The sequence below is a fragment of the Ancylobacter sp. IITR112 genome (assembly GCF_041415945.1).
Taxonomy (GTDB): domain Bacteria; phylum Pseudomonadota; class Alphaproteobacteria; order Rhizobiales; family Xanthobacteraceae; genus Ancylobacter.
This window is the reverse complement of record NZ_JBGCUS010000001.1, coordinates 685,385-698,915: the sequence shown is the minus strand read 5'-3', so window position 1 is coordinate 698,915 and position 13,531 is coordinate 685,385. Positions and strand designations below refer to the sequence as shown.

Sequence of the window (13,531 nt, the reverse complement as noted above, 5' to 3'; positions counted from 1 at the left end):
GAACAGAATGTCCACGACAGACGTTACCCGCCAGCTCGCCGCCTGGATCGTCGGCTGCAGGCTCGCCGACATTCCCGCTTCCGTACAGGCCGAGGGCGTGCGCACCTTCTTCAACTGGGCGGGCTGCGCCGTCGGCGGCGCCCGGCATGAGACGGTGGACCGCGCGCTGGCCGGAATCTCGCCCTTCGCCGGCAAGCCGCAGGCGACCGTCCTCGGGCGCGGCGAGCGGCTCGATGTGCCGAACGCGGCGCTGATCAACGGCATCTCCTCGCATGTGCTGGACTATGACGACACCCATCTGAAGACCATCATCCACCCCGCCGGCCCGGTCGCTTCCGCCTTGCTGGCGGCGGCGGAATATCAGCCGATGACCGGTGCCGACTTCCTCGCCGCGCTGGTCGTCGGCGTCGAGGTCGAATGCCGCATCGGCAACAGCGTCTACCCCGAACATTACGATCGCGGCTGGCACATCACCGGCACGACCGGCGTGTTCGGCGCCGCCGCCGCCGTTGGCCACATGCTGAAGCTTGACGCCACCAAGATGACCTGGGCGCTCGGCATCGCCGCGACGCAGGCCTCGGGGCTGCGCGAAATGTTCGGCACCATGTGCAAGAGCCTGCATCCCGGCGTCGCCGCCCGCAACGGCGCGCTCGCCGCCTTCCTCGCCAAGGCCGGCTTCGACAGCTCGCTGCAGGCGATCGAGGCGCCGCGCGGCTTCGCCCATGTGCTCTCCACCAAGCAGGATTACAACGAGATCCTCGGCGGGCTGGGCGAAAGCTGGGAAGCCGGGCTCAACTCCTACAAGCCCTTCGCCTGCGGCATCGTCATTCACCCCACCATCGACGGCTGCCAGCAGCTGCGCGAGGAACTGGGCGACGCGGTGAACCGCATTGCCGCTGTGCGCCTGCGCACCCATCCGCTGGTGCTGGAACTCACCGGCAAGCGCACGCCCAAGACCGGGCTGGAGACCAAGTTCAGCGTCTTCCACGCCGCCGCCTGCGCCCTGCTGCGCGGCGACGGCTCGCCCACCGCCTTCACCGACGAGGCCGCCAACGCTCCCGAGATCATCGCCCTGCGCGACAAGGTGGACGCCACTTCCGACACCTCCATCCACGAAGCCTCGGTGGTGATCGAGGTGCAGTTAAACGACGGCCGGACGATTGAGAAGACCATCGACCGCGCCATCGGCAGCCACGAGAAGCCGCTGAGCAACGAACACCTCGCGCGCAAATTCGCCCACCAGTCGGCCCTTGTGGTCGGCGACGAGGTGACCGAGCGGCTGATGGCCCTGTGCTGGCGCCTGCCGGAGCTGGCGGATGTCGGCGAGATCGCCCGCGCCTCGGTGCCGGCCGGCCTGCGCGACGCGGCGGAGTGAGCGCCGTGACCACGCACGCACCTCTGCGCATCGGCGTTCTCAATGGCGACGATATCGGCCATGAGATCGTCCCCGCCGCCCACGCCATCGCCGATGCGGCGGCGCGGGCGAGCGACCTCGCCATCGACTGGCGCCCCATGCCGCTCGGCCGCAAGGCGCTGGACGAGCTCGGCCACACCATGCCGCCGGGCACGCTGGAGGCGCTCGGCACGCTCGACGGTTTCATCCTCGGCCCGATCGGCCATCAGGCTTATCCGAAGGTGCCGGAAGCGATCAATCCGCACCCGATCCTGCGCAAGAGCTTCGATCTGTTCGCCAATGTGCGCCCGACCCGCTCCTATCCCGGGCTCGGCTGCCTCTATGACGATATCGACCTCGTCATCGTGCGCGAGAATAATGAGGGCTTCCAGCCGGACCGCAACGTGGTCGCCGGCTCCGGAGAGTTCCGCCCGACGCACGACACCACCATCTCGGTGCGCGTCATCACCCGCGAGGGCAGCCGCAAGGTCGCCCGCGCCGCCTTCGAGATCGCCCGCGCTCGCAAGAAACGGCTCACCGTCGTGCACAAGAACACCGTGTTCAAGCTCGGCTGCGGCATGTTCGTGGAAGAGTGCTACGAGGCCGGCAAGGACTTCCCCGATGTCGCCATCGAGGAAGTCATCGTCGACACTTTCGCGATGAAGCTGGTGCGCGAGCCGCAGCGCTTCGATGTCGTCGTCACCACCAACATGTTCGGCGACATCCTCACCGACGAGGCGGCGGGTCTCGTCGGCGGGCTCGGCATGGCGCCGGGCCTGTGCATCGGTCGCGGCGAGATCGCCATGGCGCAGGCCACCCACGGCTCGGCGCCCGACATTGCCGGCAAGGGCCTCGCCAACCCCTATGCGATGATCGAATCCACCCGCATGCTCATCGAATGGCTCGGCCGCCGGCGCGGCATTCCCGCCGCCGCCGAGGCCAGCGCGCGGATGAAGGCGGCGATCGAGGCCGCGCTGGCCGATCCCGCCACCCGCACCCCGGACATTCGCGGCAGCGGCACCCAGGCCGACATGACCCGCGCCATTCTTTCCTACATGGAGGCTCACGCCCATGCGCCGGCATAAGATCGCGCTCATTCCCGGAGACGGCATCGGCTCCGACGTCATCAATGCCGGCCGCGAGGTGCTGGACGCGCTGGCCGCCAGCGATGGCGGCTTCGGCTTCGATTTCGAGAGCTTCGACTGGGGTTCCGACCGCTACCGCCACACCGGCAGGATGATGCCGGAGGACGGTGTCGACACGCTGCGCGGCTTCGACGCCATCTATTTCGGCGCCGTCGGCGACCCGAAGATTCCCGACCACATCACCCTGTGGGAATTGCGGCTCGCCATCTGCCAGGGGCTGGACCAATACGCCAATGTCCGCCCCTCGCGCCTGCTGCCGAACATCACCGGCCCGCTGCGACCGGAACTCGGCAAGGACATCGACTGGGTGATCGTGCGCGAGAACAGCGAGGGCGAATATGCCGGCGCTGGCGGGCGGGCGCATCGCGGCCTGCCGATCGAGGTCGGCATTGATGTGTCGGTGTTCACCCGCACGGGCATCGAACGGGTCTGCCGCTTCGCCTGCGAACTCGCCATGTCACGCCCGCGCAGGAAGCTGACCATCGTCACCAAGTCCAATGCCCAGCGCCACGGCATGGTGCTGTGGGACGAGGTGTGCAAGGGCGTCATCAAGGACTTCCCTGACCTCGATGTCGACTGGATGCTGGTCGACGCCATGACCATGCGGCTCGTGCTGCGGCCGGGCACGGTGGACACGGTGCTCGCCACCAATCTGCATGCCGATGTGCTCTCCGACCTCGCCTCGGCGCTGAGCGGCAGCCTCGGCATCGGCGCCACCGCGAACCTCGCGCCCGACCGCTCCACGCCTTCCATGTTCGAGCCGATCCACGGTTCCGGCTTCGACCTGATCGGCAAGGGCATCGCCAACCCGATCGGCGCGTTCTGGAGCGCGGTGATGATGCTGGAACATCTCGGCGAAGCCGATGCGAGCGCCCGGCTGATGGCGGCGATCGAGCAGGTGACGGCGGAGGGCACCGCGCTGACCCCCGATCTCGGCGGAACGGCAGGGACGGCGGAGGTGACGGCGGCGGTGATCGCGCAGCTTCAACGTCAAAGTGTCGCAGACGCCGGCACAACCCGCAGTGTGGCGTAAAATCTGGAAGCGTTCCAGCGCCGGATTGTTTACAATTGACGGATGAGCATCATCAGCGATTCCGAGCCCCTGAGCGATTTGTCGGTTGTGAAAAGCGTCTCGCTCACGAGCGCGCTCGAGAAGGAACTCGAGCGCCTCATTCTGACGGGCGAACTGGAGCCGGGGGTTCGGATCAACGAGATCCACCTCTCAAACCGTTTCGGCACCAGCCGCGGCCCGATCCGTGAGGCCACCCGCAGCCTGGAGGCAAAGGGCCTGGTCGAAGTCGTGCGCAATCGCGGCGTGTTCGTCCGGCGGCTCTCGGTCGAGGATGCGGTGGAAATCTACGATGTGCGCGCCGCTCTGTTCGGCCAGGCCGGGCGGCTGCTCGCCGAGCGGATGACCGATGGCCTGCTGGCCGAGCTTACCCGCATGGTGGACGAGATGGACGCGGTCGCCGAGCGCGGCAGCTTCGACGACTATTACCCGCTCAATCTCGGCTTCCACAATCTCATCGTCGGTTCCTGCGGCAACCGCACGCTGCAGGCCGAATATCATCGCTTCGTCAACAAGCTGCATCTGTTCCGCGCCCGCGCGCTGGTGCAGGGCGGTGGCCTCGCCGTTTCCAATCGCGAGCACAGGGCGATGCTGGAGTCTCTCGCCTCCGGCGATGGCGACCGGGCGCAGATGACGCATTGGCGGCATGTGGCGCTGGCCAAGCGCCGCCTCATTGCCGCCGTGGATGGCCCCGCGCGGCACGATTGACGACGCCGGCGTCCCCCCAGCGGCCGCGCTCCCTCTCCCCGTCGGGGAGAGGGTTGAGGTGAGGGGTCTCGCCGACTTACCCGCCTTGTGCCCCCTCACCGACCCGCTGCGCGGGCCACCTGGAGAGGGAAGTCGTGAGCCGCGCGCCTCTCACGCGGCGGCGCGGGCCTCTATCTTGCGCGCGGCCACCCGCGCGGCGAGGCGGATGGCCGACTGGAAGGCGCCGATATCGGCGATCCCCTTGCCGACAATGTCGAACGCCGTGCCATGCGCCGGCGTGGTGAACACCACCTCCAGCCCGGCGGTGATGGTGACGCCCTTGTTGAAGCCCTTGAGCTTGGTCGCGATCTGCCCCTGGTCGTGATACATCGCCAGCACGCTGTCATAAGCGCCGGCAAAGGCCTTCAGATACACGGTGTCGGACGGGAACGGCCCCTCGCAGGTGATGCCCTCCTGCGCCATCGCCTCCACCGCCGGGCGGATGAAGTCGATCTCCTCGGTGCCGAACAGCCCGCCCTCGCCGCCATGCGGGTTGAGCGCCGCCACCGCGATGCGCGGGCGGGCGATGCCGGCCTTGCGCATGGTCTCGTCGGCGAGGCGCAGCGCGCCGCAGATGCTGTCATAGGTCACCTGGTCCAGCGCCGTCCGCAGCGAGACATGCGAGGTCACGCGCGTCATCCACTGGCCTTCCAGCACGTTCATCTCGCTGAACGGGCCCTTATGGTCGAGCAGATGCGCGAACATCTTGTGCTCGTCCGGGAACCGCCAGCCACCCCTGAACATCGCCTGCTTGTTGAGCGGGGCAAAGCACACGCCGTCAACCTCGCCCGCCTTGGCGAAGTCGATGGCGCGGGCGAGCGTGTCGCCCGTCAGCCGGCCGGAATCGGGATTGGCGACGCCGAGCGGGAACAGGTCGGGGTCGGTATTGCCGAGATCGACCATGGGTATGCCGGGCGCGTTCCAGTCCACCGCGCCGGGCGAGGCGTAAGGCACGAGGTCGAGGCTCACCCCGGCATGACGCGCGCCCATCTCCAGAACCCGGGCGTCGCCCACCACGACGAGCCGCGCCTCCTGCTCGAAGCCGCCCTGGCTCAGCAGCCGGGCGGTCTGTTCCGGGCCGATGCCGGTGCAGTCGCCGGGGGTGACGGCGAGAATGGGGAGCGGGTGCGCGGTCATGGAACTACCTGTCCTTGGAACGTGTCTGTCGTGGATCGAGCGGGCTCGGCCTTGCCTCGGTGGCGCTGGAATCTTCCAGCGTGCGCAGGAAGCGAGCCTTGCCGGCGAGGATGTGCCGCTCCAGCAGCCGGGCGGCGCCGGTGCCGTCGCTCTGGCGCAGCGCGGCGACAATCGCCTTGTGCTCGTCATTGGAGCTGCGCATCGAGCCGGGCAGCACCAGCCCGCGCCGACGGAACAGATGCAGTTCAGCCTCCAGCAGCGGGTACAGTTCGATCAGCTTGTCATTGTCGGAGGCGACAACGACCTGGCGGTGGAACTCGTTGTTGAGCGTGTAGAAGGTGGCAATGTCGGGCGCCTCGATCGCCGCATCCATCTGAGCGATCAGTTCCTCCATCGCCCGCAGTTGCACCGTGGTGATGATGGCAGCGGCGAGCCGCCCGGCAGTGCCGAACAGGCCGGCGCGGATGTCGTAGAGGTCGAGCGCCTCCTTGGTGGAAACCTCGCGCACGAAGAAGCCGCGATTAAGCTCGCTGCGCAGCAGGCCGATCTGCTCCAGCGCCCGGCACGCCTCACGCACCGGGCCGCGGCTGATGCCGAGCCGCAGCGCCAGCGTGCTCTCATTGATGCGGGTGCCGCCGGTGAGTTCGCCCGTGCCGATCATGCGCTCGATCTCGCGCTGGATCAGCGGCACGAAGGAGGCGGTGCGCGGGGTGCGCGGGGGCGTGACGGCGGGGCGGAGCATGAGGCCATTCCGCCGGCAAAATCGCCAATTGTCAACAATGATGAGCGAAATAGCGTGCATCCCTCGCTGAATGGCGTCGCCGGGCCTGACCGCACGCAATGATTCCGCCGCCGCCGTTGATGGTTAAACATCCTATTATAATAAAGACTTCGGGACAATCGCGCGACTTGGAAGCCGGCTCAGCACGCCATGGCGACAGGCAGAGTGTCGCAAAAATTGTTGACAGTTGGCGGAGCATTGCACACTGTCCTGCGGCGCCCCGGGACGGTGCCGCCGTCCGCCCTCCCCGCCCCGATCTCGCAGGAGTTCCCATGACGACCTATTCCATAGCGGTCATTCCCGGCGACGGGATCGGCAAGGAGGTGGTGCCGGAGGCGCAGCGCGTTCTGGAGGCGGCGAGCCGCATCGGGGGCTTCTCCTTCGACTGGACCCATTATGACTGGAGCTGCGAGCGCTTCGCCAAGACCGGCGCGATGATGCCGGCCGACGGCCTCGCCCAGATCCGCGACAAGGACGCCATCTTCCTCGGCGCCGTCGGCTTTCCCGGCGTGCCCGATCATGTCTCGCTCTGGGGCCTGCTGATCCCGATCCGCCGCAGCTTCCACCAATATGTAAATCTGCGCCCGGTGAAGCTGCTCGCCGGCGTCGAGAGCCCGCTCAAGGGCCGCGAGGCCGGCTCGATCGACTTCTACGTCGTGCGCGAGAACAATGAGGGCGAGTATTCTTCCATTGGCGGCCGGCTCTATGAAGGGCTGGACGATGAACTGGTGATGCAGCAGTCTATCTTCACCCGCCGCGGCTGCGACCGGGTGATGCGCTACGCCTTCGAGCTGGCCAAGGGCCGCAAGAAGCACGTCACCTCGGCCACCAAGTCGAACGGCATCAGCCACACCATGCCGTATTGGGATGAGCGCTTCGCCGCGATCTCCAAGGAATATCCCGGCTTCACCACCGACCAGTTCCACATCGACATTCTCACCGCGCATTTCGTCCGCAACCCGGACTGGTTCGACGTGGTGGTGGCCTCCAACCTGTTCGGCGACATCCTGTCCGATCTCGGCCCGGCGGTGGTCGGCTCCATCGGCATCGCGCCGGGCGGCAACATCAACCCGGAGAAGGACTACCCCTCCATGTTCGAGCCGGTGCACGGCTCGGCACCGGACATCGCCGGCAAGGGCGTCGCCAATCCCATCGGGCAAATCTGGTCGGGCGCGATGATGCTGCGTCATCTCGGTGAGGAAGCCACCGCCGCCGCCATCGAAAAGGCGATCGAGGATGTGCTCGCCCGCCGTGACAGCCTCACCCGCGACCTTGGCGGGACGGCCGGCACCCGCGAACTCACCGACGCCATCATCGGCGCCCTGCCTTCCGTCGCCGCCCGCGCCCCGGCCGCCTGACGCCCCACATAAAGAGGAAACGCCCCATGACGCTGCACCAGACCAACCCCGCCCAGGCCCAGCCCATAGTCGAGGGGCTGACCCAGGAGGTGGCGGAATTCGTCGTCGGCACCTCCTATGCCGATTTGCCGGCCGAGGTGGTCGAACTCGGCAAGAAGTCGATCCTCGACGGCATCGGCCTCGCTTTGTCCGGCTCGGTGGCGAAAAGCGGCGAGCACATCCAGGCCTATCTCAAGGGCCTCGGCATCCAGGAAGGACCTGCCACCGTCATCGGCACCTCGCTCAAGGTGCCGACGCGCTTCGCCGCCTTTGCCAATGGCGTCGGCATCCACGCCGATGATTATGACGACACCCAGCTCGCCGTCGCCAAGGACCGTGTCTATGGCCTGCTCACCCACCCGACCGCGCCGGCGCTGCCGGCCGCGCTCGCCGTGGCGGAAGCCGCCGGCACCTCCGGCACCGAGATGATGCTGGCCTATCACCTCGGCGTCGAGGTGGAGTGCAAGATCGCCGAAGCCATCAACCCGCGCCACTACCAGCACGGCTTCCACGCCACCGCGACCTGCGGCACCTATGCCGCCGCCGCCGCCGCCGGCAAGCTCAAGGGGCTGAATGTCGAGCAGATGGTGCGCGCCTTCGGCTGCGCCGGCAGCCAGTCGGCCGGGTTGCGGGAGAATTTCGGCACCATGATGAAGCCGTTCCACGCCGGCCGCTCCTCGGAGAGCGGCGTGGTGGCAGCCGATTTCGCCGCCTTGGGCTGGACCACCACCGACAAGATACTGGAAGCCCCGCGCGGCTTCTTCCAGGCGGCGGGCGGCGGCTTCGACCCGGCCGCCATCGTCGGCAAGCTCGGCCAGCCCTGGACCTTCGCCTCGCCGGGCGTCTCCATCAAGCCGCATCCGTCGGGCTCGCTCACCCATCCCGGCATGACCAAGATGCTTGAACTCATCCGCGAACACGGCATCAAGGCCGAGGATGTCGAGCGCGTGGATGTCGGCACCAACCAGAACATGCCGAACGCGCTGATCCACCACCGCCCGAAGAACGAACTTCAGGCCAAGTTCTCGATGGAATTCTGCATGGCGATCCTGCTGCTCGACGGGCGCGGCAGCCTGCCGGAATTCACCGACGAGACGGTGGAGCGGGACGATGTGAAGGCGATGATCGAGCGGGTGAATTTCCATGTCCACCCGGAGGCGGAAGCCGCCGGCTACGACAAGATGACCACCATCATCGACATCCACATGAAGGACGGCCGCACCATTTCCGGCCGCTCCGACTTCGGCAAGGGCAGCCCGGCCAACCCGATGACCTATGACGAGGCCGCCGACAAGTTCCGCGGCTGCGCCGAATTCGCCAAATGGGACGAGGCCAAGACCGAATCCATCGTCGAGACGGTGCGCCGGCTGGAGCAGGTGCGCGATATCCGCGACCTCACGCGCCTCTGCGCCTGACGCCGCGCCGTCGAGAGGAAGGGCGCCCCTTGCCCCGGGGCGCCCTTTTTCATGTCTGACGTCAGCCTGCGGCGTCCAGCTTGTCCTGCGTCTTCGTGTCGAAATCGCTGGCGTCGTGGCGCTCGCGCAGTTGCTCATGCGGCTCGCCGGTCATGCGGTTGACCATGCGCCCGCGCTTCACCGCCGGCCGGGCGAACAGTTCGTCCGCCCAGCGCACGACATTGGTGTACTCGTGCCCGGACAGGAAGGTGCCGGCATCGCCATAGGTCCAGCCCTTCACCAGCGCGCCATACCAGGGCAGCACCGCCATATCGGCGATGGTGTAGTCGTCACCGGTGAGGTAGCGGGTTTCGGCAAGCCGCCGGTCGAGCACGTCGAGCTGGCGCTTGGCCTCCATGGCGTAGCGGTCGATGGCGTATTCGATCTTCACCGGGGCATAGGCATAGAAATGGCCGAAGCCGCCGCCGAGAAACGGCGCGCTGCCCATCTGCCAGAACAGCCAGGACAGGCATTCGGCGCGCTTGGCCGGATCGGTCGGTATGAAAGCGCCGAACTTCTCCGCGAGATGCAGCAGGATCGCGCCGGATTCGAACACCCGGATCGGCGTCTCGCCCGAACGGTCCATGAGGGCGGGAATCTTCGAGTTCGGGTTCACCTCGACAAAGCCGGAGCCGAACTGCTCGCCCTCGCCGATCTTGATCAGCCAGGCGTCATATTCCGCGCCCGTATGGCCGGCGGCGAGCAGTTCCTCGAACAGGATCGTCACCTTCTGCCCGTTCGGCGTGGCGAGCGAATAGAGCTGGAACGGATGCGTGCCGACCGGCAGCGCCTTCTCATGCGTCGCCCCGGCGGTCGGGCGGTTGATATTGGCAAAGGCGCCGCCATTGCCCTTGTTCCAGACCCAGACCTTGGGCGGCGTGTAGCTAGTATCGGACATAAGGGGTTCTCCATGCGCGGCGGCCGGCCCGCAGGCGGCGCCGAATCCGTGGGACGTCGGGCGTGACTTTAGCCCGCCCGGCGGCGCGGTCATCCCCGCACCCATCACATCGCGGCGACGCGACCATGCGTCAGGCGTTGCGTGCGGCCGCGTCCTTGCCTAGAGCGTTTTCGAGCGAAGTGAAGACCGGTCCGCGTGAAGAAAACGCGACAAAACATGGAATTAGATCATTTCATCGTTTCTGCGAAACAGTGAAATGATCTAGTCAGGCGGCAGGGCATTTGGGCGAGCGGAACGTGACCTCCGAGAACAGCACCGGCGAGGACGGAATGCCGCGCGGCCTGCGCCGGCTGGTGCGCACCAGCGAACTCGGCCTCGTCATTCTCGCCGGCCTTGTCGGCGTCGCCGCCGGCCTCGTCGTCATCGCCATGAACACGGCGCTGCAGGGGCTGCATGTGCTTCTGTTCCGCATCCCCGCAGCCAGCCATCTCTCGACCATGGCCGGCGTGCCGGCCGTGCTGCTGCTGCTCGTTCCCGCGCTCGGAGGGCTAGCCTTCGGCCTTAGCGTGCGGGCCTTCCTGCGCACGAGCGCCAACCCGCCGGTGGACCCGATCGAGGCCAATGCGCTGCATGGCGGGCGCATGTCGCCGCGCGACAGCCTCGTGGTCGGGCTGCAGACGCTGTTCTCCAGCGGGGTCGGCGCCTCGGTGGGGCTGGAGGCGGGCTATACCCAGGCGGCGGCCGGCCTCGCCTCCTTTGTCGGCCGGGTGTTTCATCTGCGGCGCGGCGATCTGCGGCTGCTGGTGGGCTGCGGCGCCGGTGCCGCCATCGGCGCGGCCTTCGACGCACCGCTGATGGGCGCCTTTTACGGCTTCGAGCTGGTGCTCGGCACCTATGCCATTCCCGCCTTCGTGCCGATGATGACGGCGACCTTCGCCGCCTCGCTGACCCAGCAGGTTCTGGCGCCGCCGCACCATCCGCCGCTGCCGGTGCTGCACGCGCCGGGCCTGACCCATCTGCCCTCCGTGCTGCTGCTCGGCTTTTTCTGCGCGCTGGTCGGCATCGCCGTCATGCGCGGGGCGACGCTGGTGGAAGCGGGCTTCCGCCGCTCGGCCCTGCCGACATGGCTGCGCCCGGCGCTGGGCGGGCTCGCCGTCGGCGCGCTGGCCCTTTGGAATCCGGCGGTGCTCTCCGCCGGGCATGGCGCGGTCTATCACTTCCTCGCCGCCGATACCGGCCTCACCCTCGCCGCGCTGCTATTGGTGGCGAAAGTCACCGCCTCCTCCGTCTCGATCGGCGCCGGCTTTCGCGGCGGCCTGTTCTTCGCCTCGCTGCTGATGGGGGTGATGGCGGGGCGGGTCTTCGCCGGCGGCATGGGCCTGATCCTGCCCGCGCTCGTGCCGGCGCACGATTTCTATGCCCTCATCGGCATGAGCGCGCTGGCGGTGGCGGTGGTCGGCGGGCCGATGACGATGACGCTGCTGGCGCTGGAAATGACCGGCAATCTGCAGCTCACCCTCGCCGTGCTGGCGGCGGCGGGCACCGCCTCGCTGGCGACGCGGCGGCTGTTCGGCTTCTCCTTCGCCACCTGGCGCTTCCATCTGCGCGGCGAGAATATTCGCGGCGCGCATGACATAGGCTGGTTGCGCGAGCTCACCGTCGCCACGCTGATGCGCCGCGAAGTGCCGCTGATTGCGCTCGACACCCCACTCGGCGAGGCGCGCCGCCGCTACCCGCCCGGCGCCACGGCCTATCTCGTCGCCACCGAGAATGGCCGCTATGCCGGCATGATCCCTCCGGCAGCCCTGTTCGAGACCGGCGAGGGCACGCCGCCGCCGGATTTGCGCGCCCTCCTGCGCCTGCCCGATGTCTCGCTCCGCCCCACCGCCACGCTGCGCGAGGCGCTGGACCTGTTCGAGCGCACCGAGGCCGAGGCGCTCGCCGTCACCCTGCCCGATGGCGAGGTGGCCGGCGTGCTCAGCGAGGCGCATGCGGTCAAGCGCTATGGCGACGAGATGCGCCGCCGGCTCAGCGATGTCACCGGCGAGAAGCTGGACTGAGGCTAGAGCCCGCGCCGCGCCGGGGCGTAGAAGCTCTCGGACATGTCGATCTCGTTCAGCGTGAAGCGGTGGTCGGTCGGCGGCTGGGCGCGCTGCTCGCAGTCGAGCCGCGGGCAGATGCGGCAGCCGACGCCGATCGGCACGGTCTGCGAGGGATCGGAGAGGTTCATCCCGTCGGAATAGACCATCTGGTGCGCGTGGCTGATATGGCAGCCGAGCCCGATGGAGAGGTGCCGGCGCGGCGCATTGTGCCGGTGCCCGCCCTTGGTGATCGACTTGGCGATGCAGAAATAGCGCTGGCCCTCCGGCATCTGGCTCAGTTGCACATTGATCCGCTCGGGGTGGAAGAAGGCGGCATAGACATTCCAGCGCGGGCAGGCGCCGGAATGGCGGGAAATATGGATGCCCGACAGCGAGAAGCGCTTGGAGATGTTGCCGGCGATATCCGTGCGCACCAGATGCAGCGGAATGCCGCTGCGCCCCGGTCGCTGCAGCGTGGTCATGCGGTGGCACACCTGCTCGAAGCTGGTGCGGAAGCGCCGCTGGATGCGCTCGATGTCGTAGCGCGTCTCCTGGCAGGCGGCGAGGAAAGGCTCATAAGGCATCACCAGCGCCGAGGCGAAATAGCTTGCCAGCGCGTTGCGGGTGACGACGGGGGCGTCGTCCGGCAGGTTGGCGGCGGCGATCAGTTCGTCGATCTGCCGCGACGCCGCGAGCAGGCCGAGCTGGTGAGCGACGACGAACAGCGCCGATTCCGGCGGCAGCACCTCGGCGGTGATGAGTTCATGCGCGCCCGCATCATAGCGCCGGGCGATCCCGGCCGGCAGCGAGGCGGAACGCCAGTTCAGCCCGAACACATTGGCGAGATAGGTTTTCAGCCCGTGCTCGAAGGAATCCGAGGCGAAGTCGATGTCGTGGCGGATGCGCTCCGCCTCGGCTTCCAGCGTCGGGAAGTAGTTGGCGTTTTCCTGAATGAAATCGGAGACGGCGTCGGTGGAGGAGTGATAGCCGCCCTCCCCCTCGATCGCCCCCGTCGCGCCGGTGCGGTGCGCCTCGCGTAGCGTCTTGAACTGGTCGTAGAGCCGCACCACCGCCCGGCCGATGGCGGGGTTCGAGGAGGCGAGGTCGCGTATGTCCTGGTTGGTCAGCGTGTTCTCGGCGAACAATTCGTCGCTGAACAGCTCCATCAGGTCGCCGACGAGACGGGTCTCGTCATTCTCCACCAGCTCGCCCGGCTCGATGCCGAAATAGCCCGCCAGCTTCATCAGCAGCGGCACGGTGATGCGGCGGCGATTATGCTCGATGAGGTTGAGATAGCTCGCGGAAATGCCGAGCGCGCCGGCAAGGTCCGCCTGCGAGATGCGCTTGGCGCGGCGCAGCCTCTGCACCCGGCTGCCGATACGCGGTTCACTGGTGGCGAGCATGGCCCGACCCTTTGCTGGTTTTACAA

At 67.6% G+C, this 13,531-nt stretch carries 11 protein-coding genes; 7 read left to right on the top strand and 4 right to left on the bottom strand.

Going from position 1 to position 13,531, the window contains the following annotated elements:
• The first annotated feature begins 7 nt into the window (after window positions 1-7).
• From AAC979_RS03125 to AAC979_RS03110, 4 genes are read left to right on the top strand one after another with little or no spacing between them, the layout of a single operon-like run.
• Window positions 8-1,375 (top strand): MmgE/PrpD family protein, encoded by a 1,368-nt coding sequence (locus tag AAC979_RS03125; RefSeq protein WP_371345366.1) that lies wholly within the window; start codon window positions 8-10, stop codon window positions 1,373-1,375.
• A 5-nt stretch (window positions 1,376-1,380) separates the two neighbouring features.
• Window positions 1,381-2,478, top strand: coding sequence for an isocitrate/isopropylmalate dehydrogenase family protein (locus tag AAC979_RS03120; RefSeq protein ID WP_371345365.1), 1,098 nt, complete (start codon window positions 1,381-1,383; stop codon window positions 2,476-2,478).
• A complete protein-coding gene (locus AAC979_RS03115; protein ID WP_371345364.1) occupies window positions 2,465-3,571 on the top strand; it encodes a tartrate dehydrogenase in 1,107 nt (368 codons plus the stop codon). Before AAC979_RS03120 ends, AAC979_RS03115 begins: the two co-directional genes overlap by 14 nt.
• Window positions 3,572-3,613: 42 nt before the next feature.
• On the top strand, window positions 3,614-4,315 hold the full coding sequence (locus tag AAC979_RS03110; protein WP_371345363.1) for an FCD domain-containing protein: 702 nt from the start codon (window positions 3,614-3,616) through the stop codon (window positions 4,313-4,315).
• A gap of 150 nt (window positions 4,316-4,465) precedes the next feature.
• On the opposite strand, the gene AAC979_RS03105 is transcribed toward AAC979_RS03110, so the two are convergent.
• Window positions 4,466-5,491, bottom strand: coding sequence for a PdxA family protein (locus tag AAC979_RS03105; RefSeq protein WP_371345362.1), 1,026 nt, complete (start codon window positions 5,489-5,491; stop codon window positions 4,466-4,468).
• A gap of 4 nt (window positions 5,492-5,495) precedes the next feature.
• Window positions 5,496-6,233 carry an FCD domain-containing protein gene (locus AAC979_RS03100; RefSeq protein ID WP_371345361.1) on the bottom strand — a complete coding sequence of 246 codons (738 nt, stop codon included), beginning with the start codon at window positions 6,231-6,233 and terminating at the stop codon, window positions 5,496-5,498.
• A 311-nt stretch (window positions 6,234-6,544) separates the two neighbouring features.
• Between AAC979_RS03100 and AAC979_RS03095 the strand changes: the two genes are divergently transcribed.
• Window positions 6,545-7,630, top strand: a complete 1,086-nt coding sequence (locus AAC979_RS03095) for a tartrate dehydrogenase (protein ID WP_371345360.1) — start codon at window positions 6,545-6,547, stop codon at window positions 7,628-7,630.
• 26 nt (window positions 7,631-7,656) lie between these two features.
• On the top strand, window positions 7,657-9,084 hold the full coding sequence (locus AAC979_RS03090; RefSeq protein WP_371345359.1) for an MmgE/PrpD family protein: 1,428 nt from the start codon (window positions 7,657-7,659) through the stop codon (window positions 9,082-9,084).
• Window positions 9,085-9,145: 61 nt separating this feature from the next.
• Here the strand turns inward: AAC979_RS03090 and yghU are convergent, their stop codons facing one another.
• Window positions 9,146-10,021, bottom strand: coding sequence for a glutathione-dependent disulfide-bond oxidoreductase (gene yghU / locus AAC979_RS03085; RefSeq protein ID WP_371345358.1), 876 nt, complete (start codon window positions 10,019-10,021; stop codon window positions 9,146-9,148).
• A 296-nt stretch (window positions 10,022-10,317) separates the two neighbouring features.
• Between yghU and AAC979_RS03080 the strand changes: the two genes are divergently transcribed.
• Window positions 10,318-12,081, top strand: a complete 1,764-nt coding sequence (locus AAC979_RS03080; protein ID WP_371345357.1) for a chloride channel protein — start codon at window positions 10,318-10,320, stop codon at window positions 12,079-12,081.
• A 2-nt stretch (window positions 12,082-12,083) separates the two neighbouring features.
• Here the strand turns inward: AAC979_RS03080 and AAC979_RS03075 are convergent, their stop codons facing one another.
• Window positions 12,084-13,505 carry a short-chain fatty acyl-CoA regulator family protein gene (locus AAC979_RS03075; protein ID WP_371345356.1) on the bottom strand — a complete coding sequence of 474 codons (1,422 nt, stop codon included), beginning with the start codon at window positions 13,503-13,505 and terminating at the stop codon, window positions 12,084-12,086.
• Window positions 13,506-13,531: the final 26 nt, after the last annotated feature.

Excerpts from the sequence above, each read along its gene's own strand:
- yghU (WP_371345358.1), bottom strand. The coding sequence starts at position 10,021 with ATGTCCGATACTAGCTACACGCCGCCCAAGGTCTGGGTCTGGAACAAG.
- AAC979_RS03095 (WP_371345360.1), top strand. The coding sequence starts at position 6,545 with ATGACGACCTATTCCATAGCGGTCATTCCCGGCGACGGGATCGGCAAG.
- AAC979_RS03110 (WP_371345363.1), top strand. The coding sequence starts at position 3,614 with ATGAGCATCATCAGCGATTCCGAGCCCCTGAGCGATTTGTCGGTTGTG.
- AAC979_RS03125 (WP_371345366.1), top strand. The coding sequence starts at position 8 with ATGTCCACGACAGACGTTACCCGCCAGCTCGCCGCCTGGATCGTCGGC.
- AAC979_RS03075 (WP_371345356.1), bottom strand. The coding sequence starts at position 13,505 with ATGCTCGCCACCAGTGAACCGCGTATCGGCAGCCGGGTGCAGAGGCTG.
- AAC979_RS03105 (WP_371345362.1), bottom strand. The coding sequence starts at position 5,491 with ATGACCGCGCACCCGCTCCCCATTCTCGCCGTCACCCCCGGCGACTGC.
- AAC979_RS03090 (WP_371345359.1), top strand. The coding sequence starts at position 7,657 with ATGACGCTGCACCAGACCAACCCCGCCCAGGCCCAGCCCATAGTCGAG.
- AAC979_RS03115 (WP_371345364.1), top strand. The coding sequence starts at position 2,465 with ATGCGCCGGCATAAGATCGCGCTCATTCCCGGAGACGGCATCGGCTCC.
- AAC979_RS03100 (WP_371345361.1), bottom strand. The coding sequence starts at position 6,233 with ATGCTCCGCCCCGCCGTCACGCCCCCGCGCACCCCGCGCACCGCCTCC.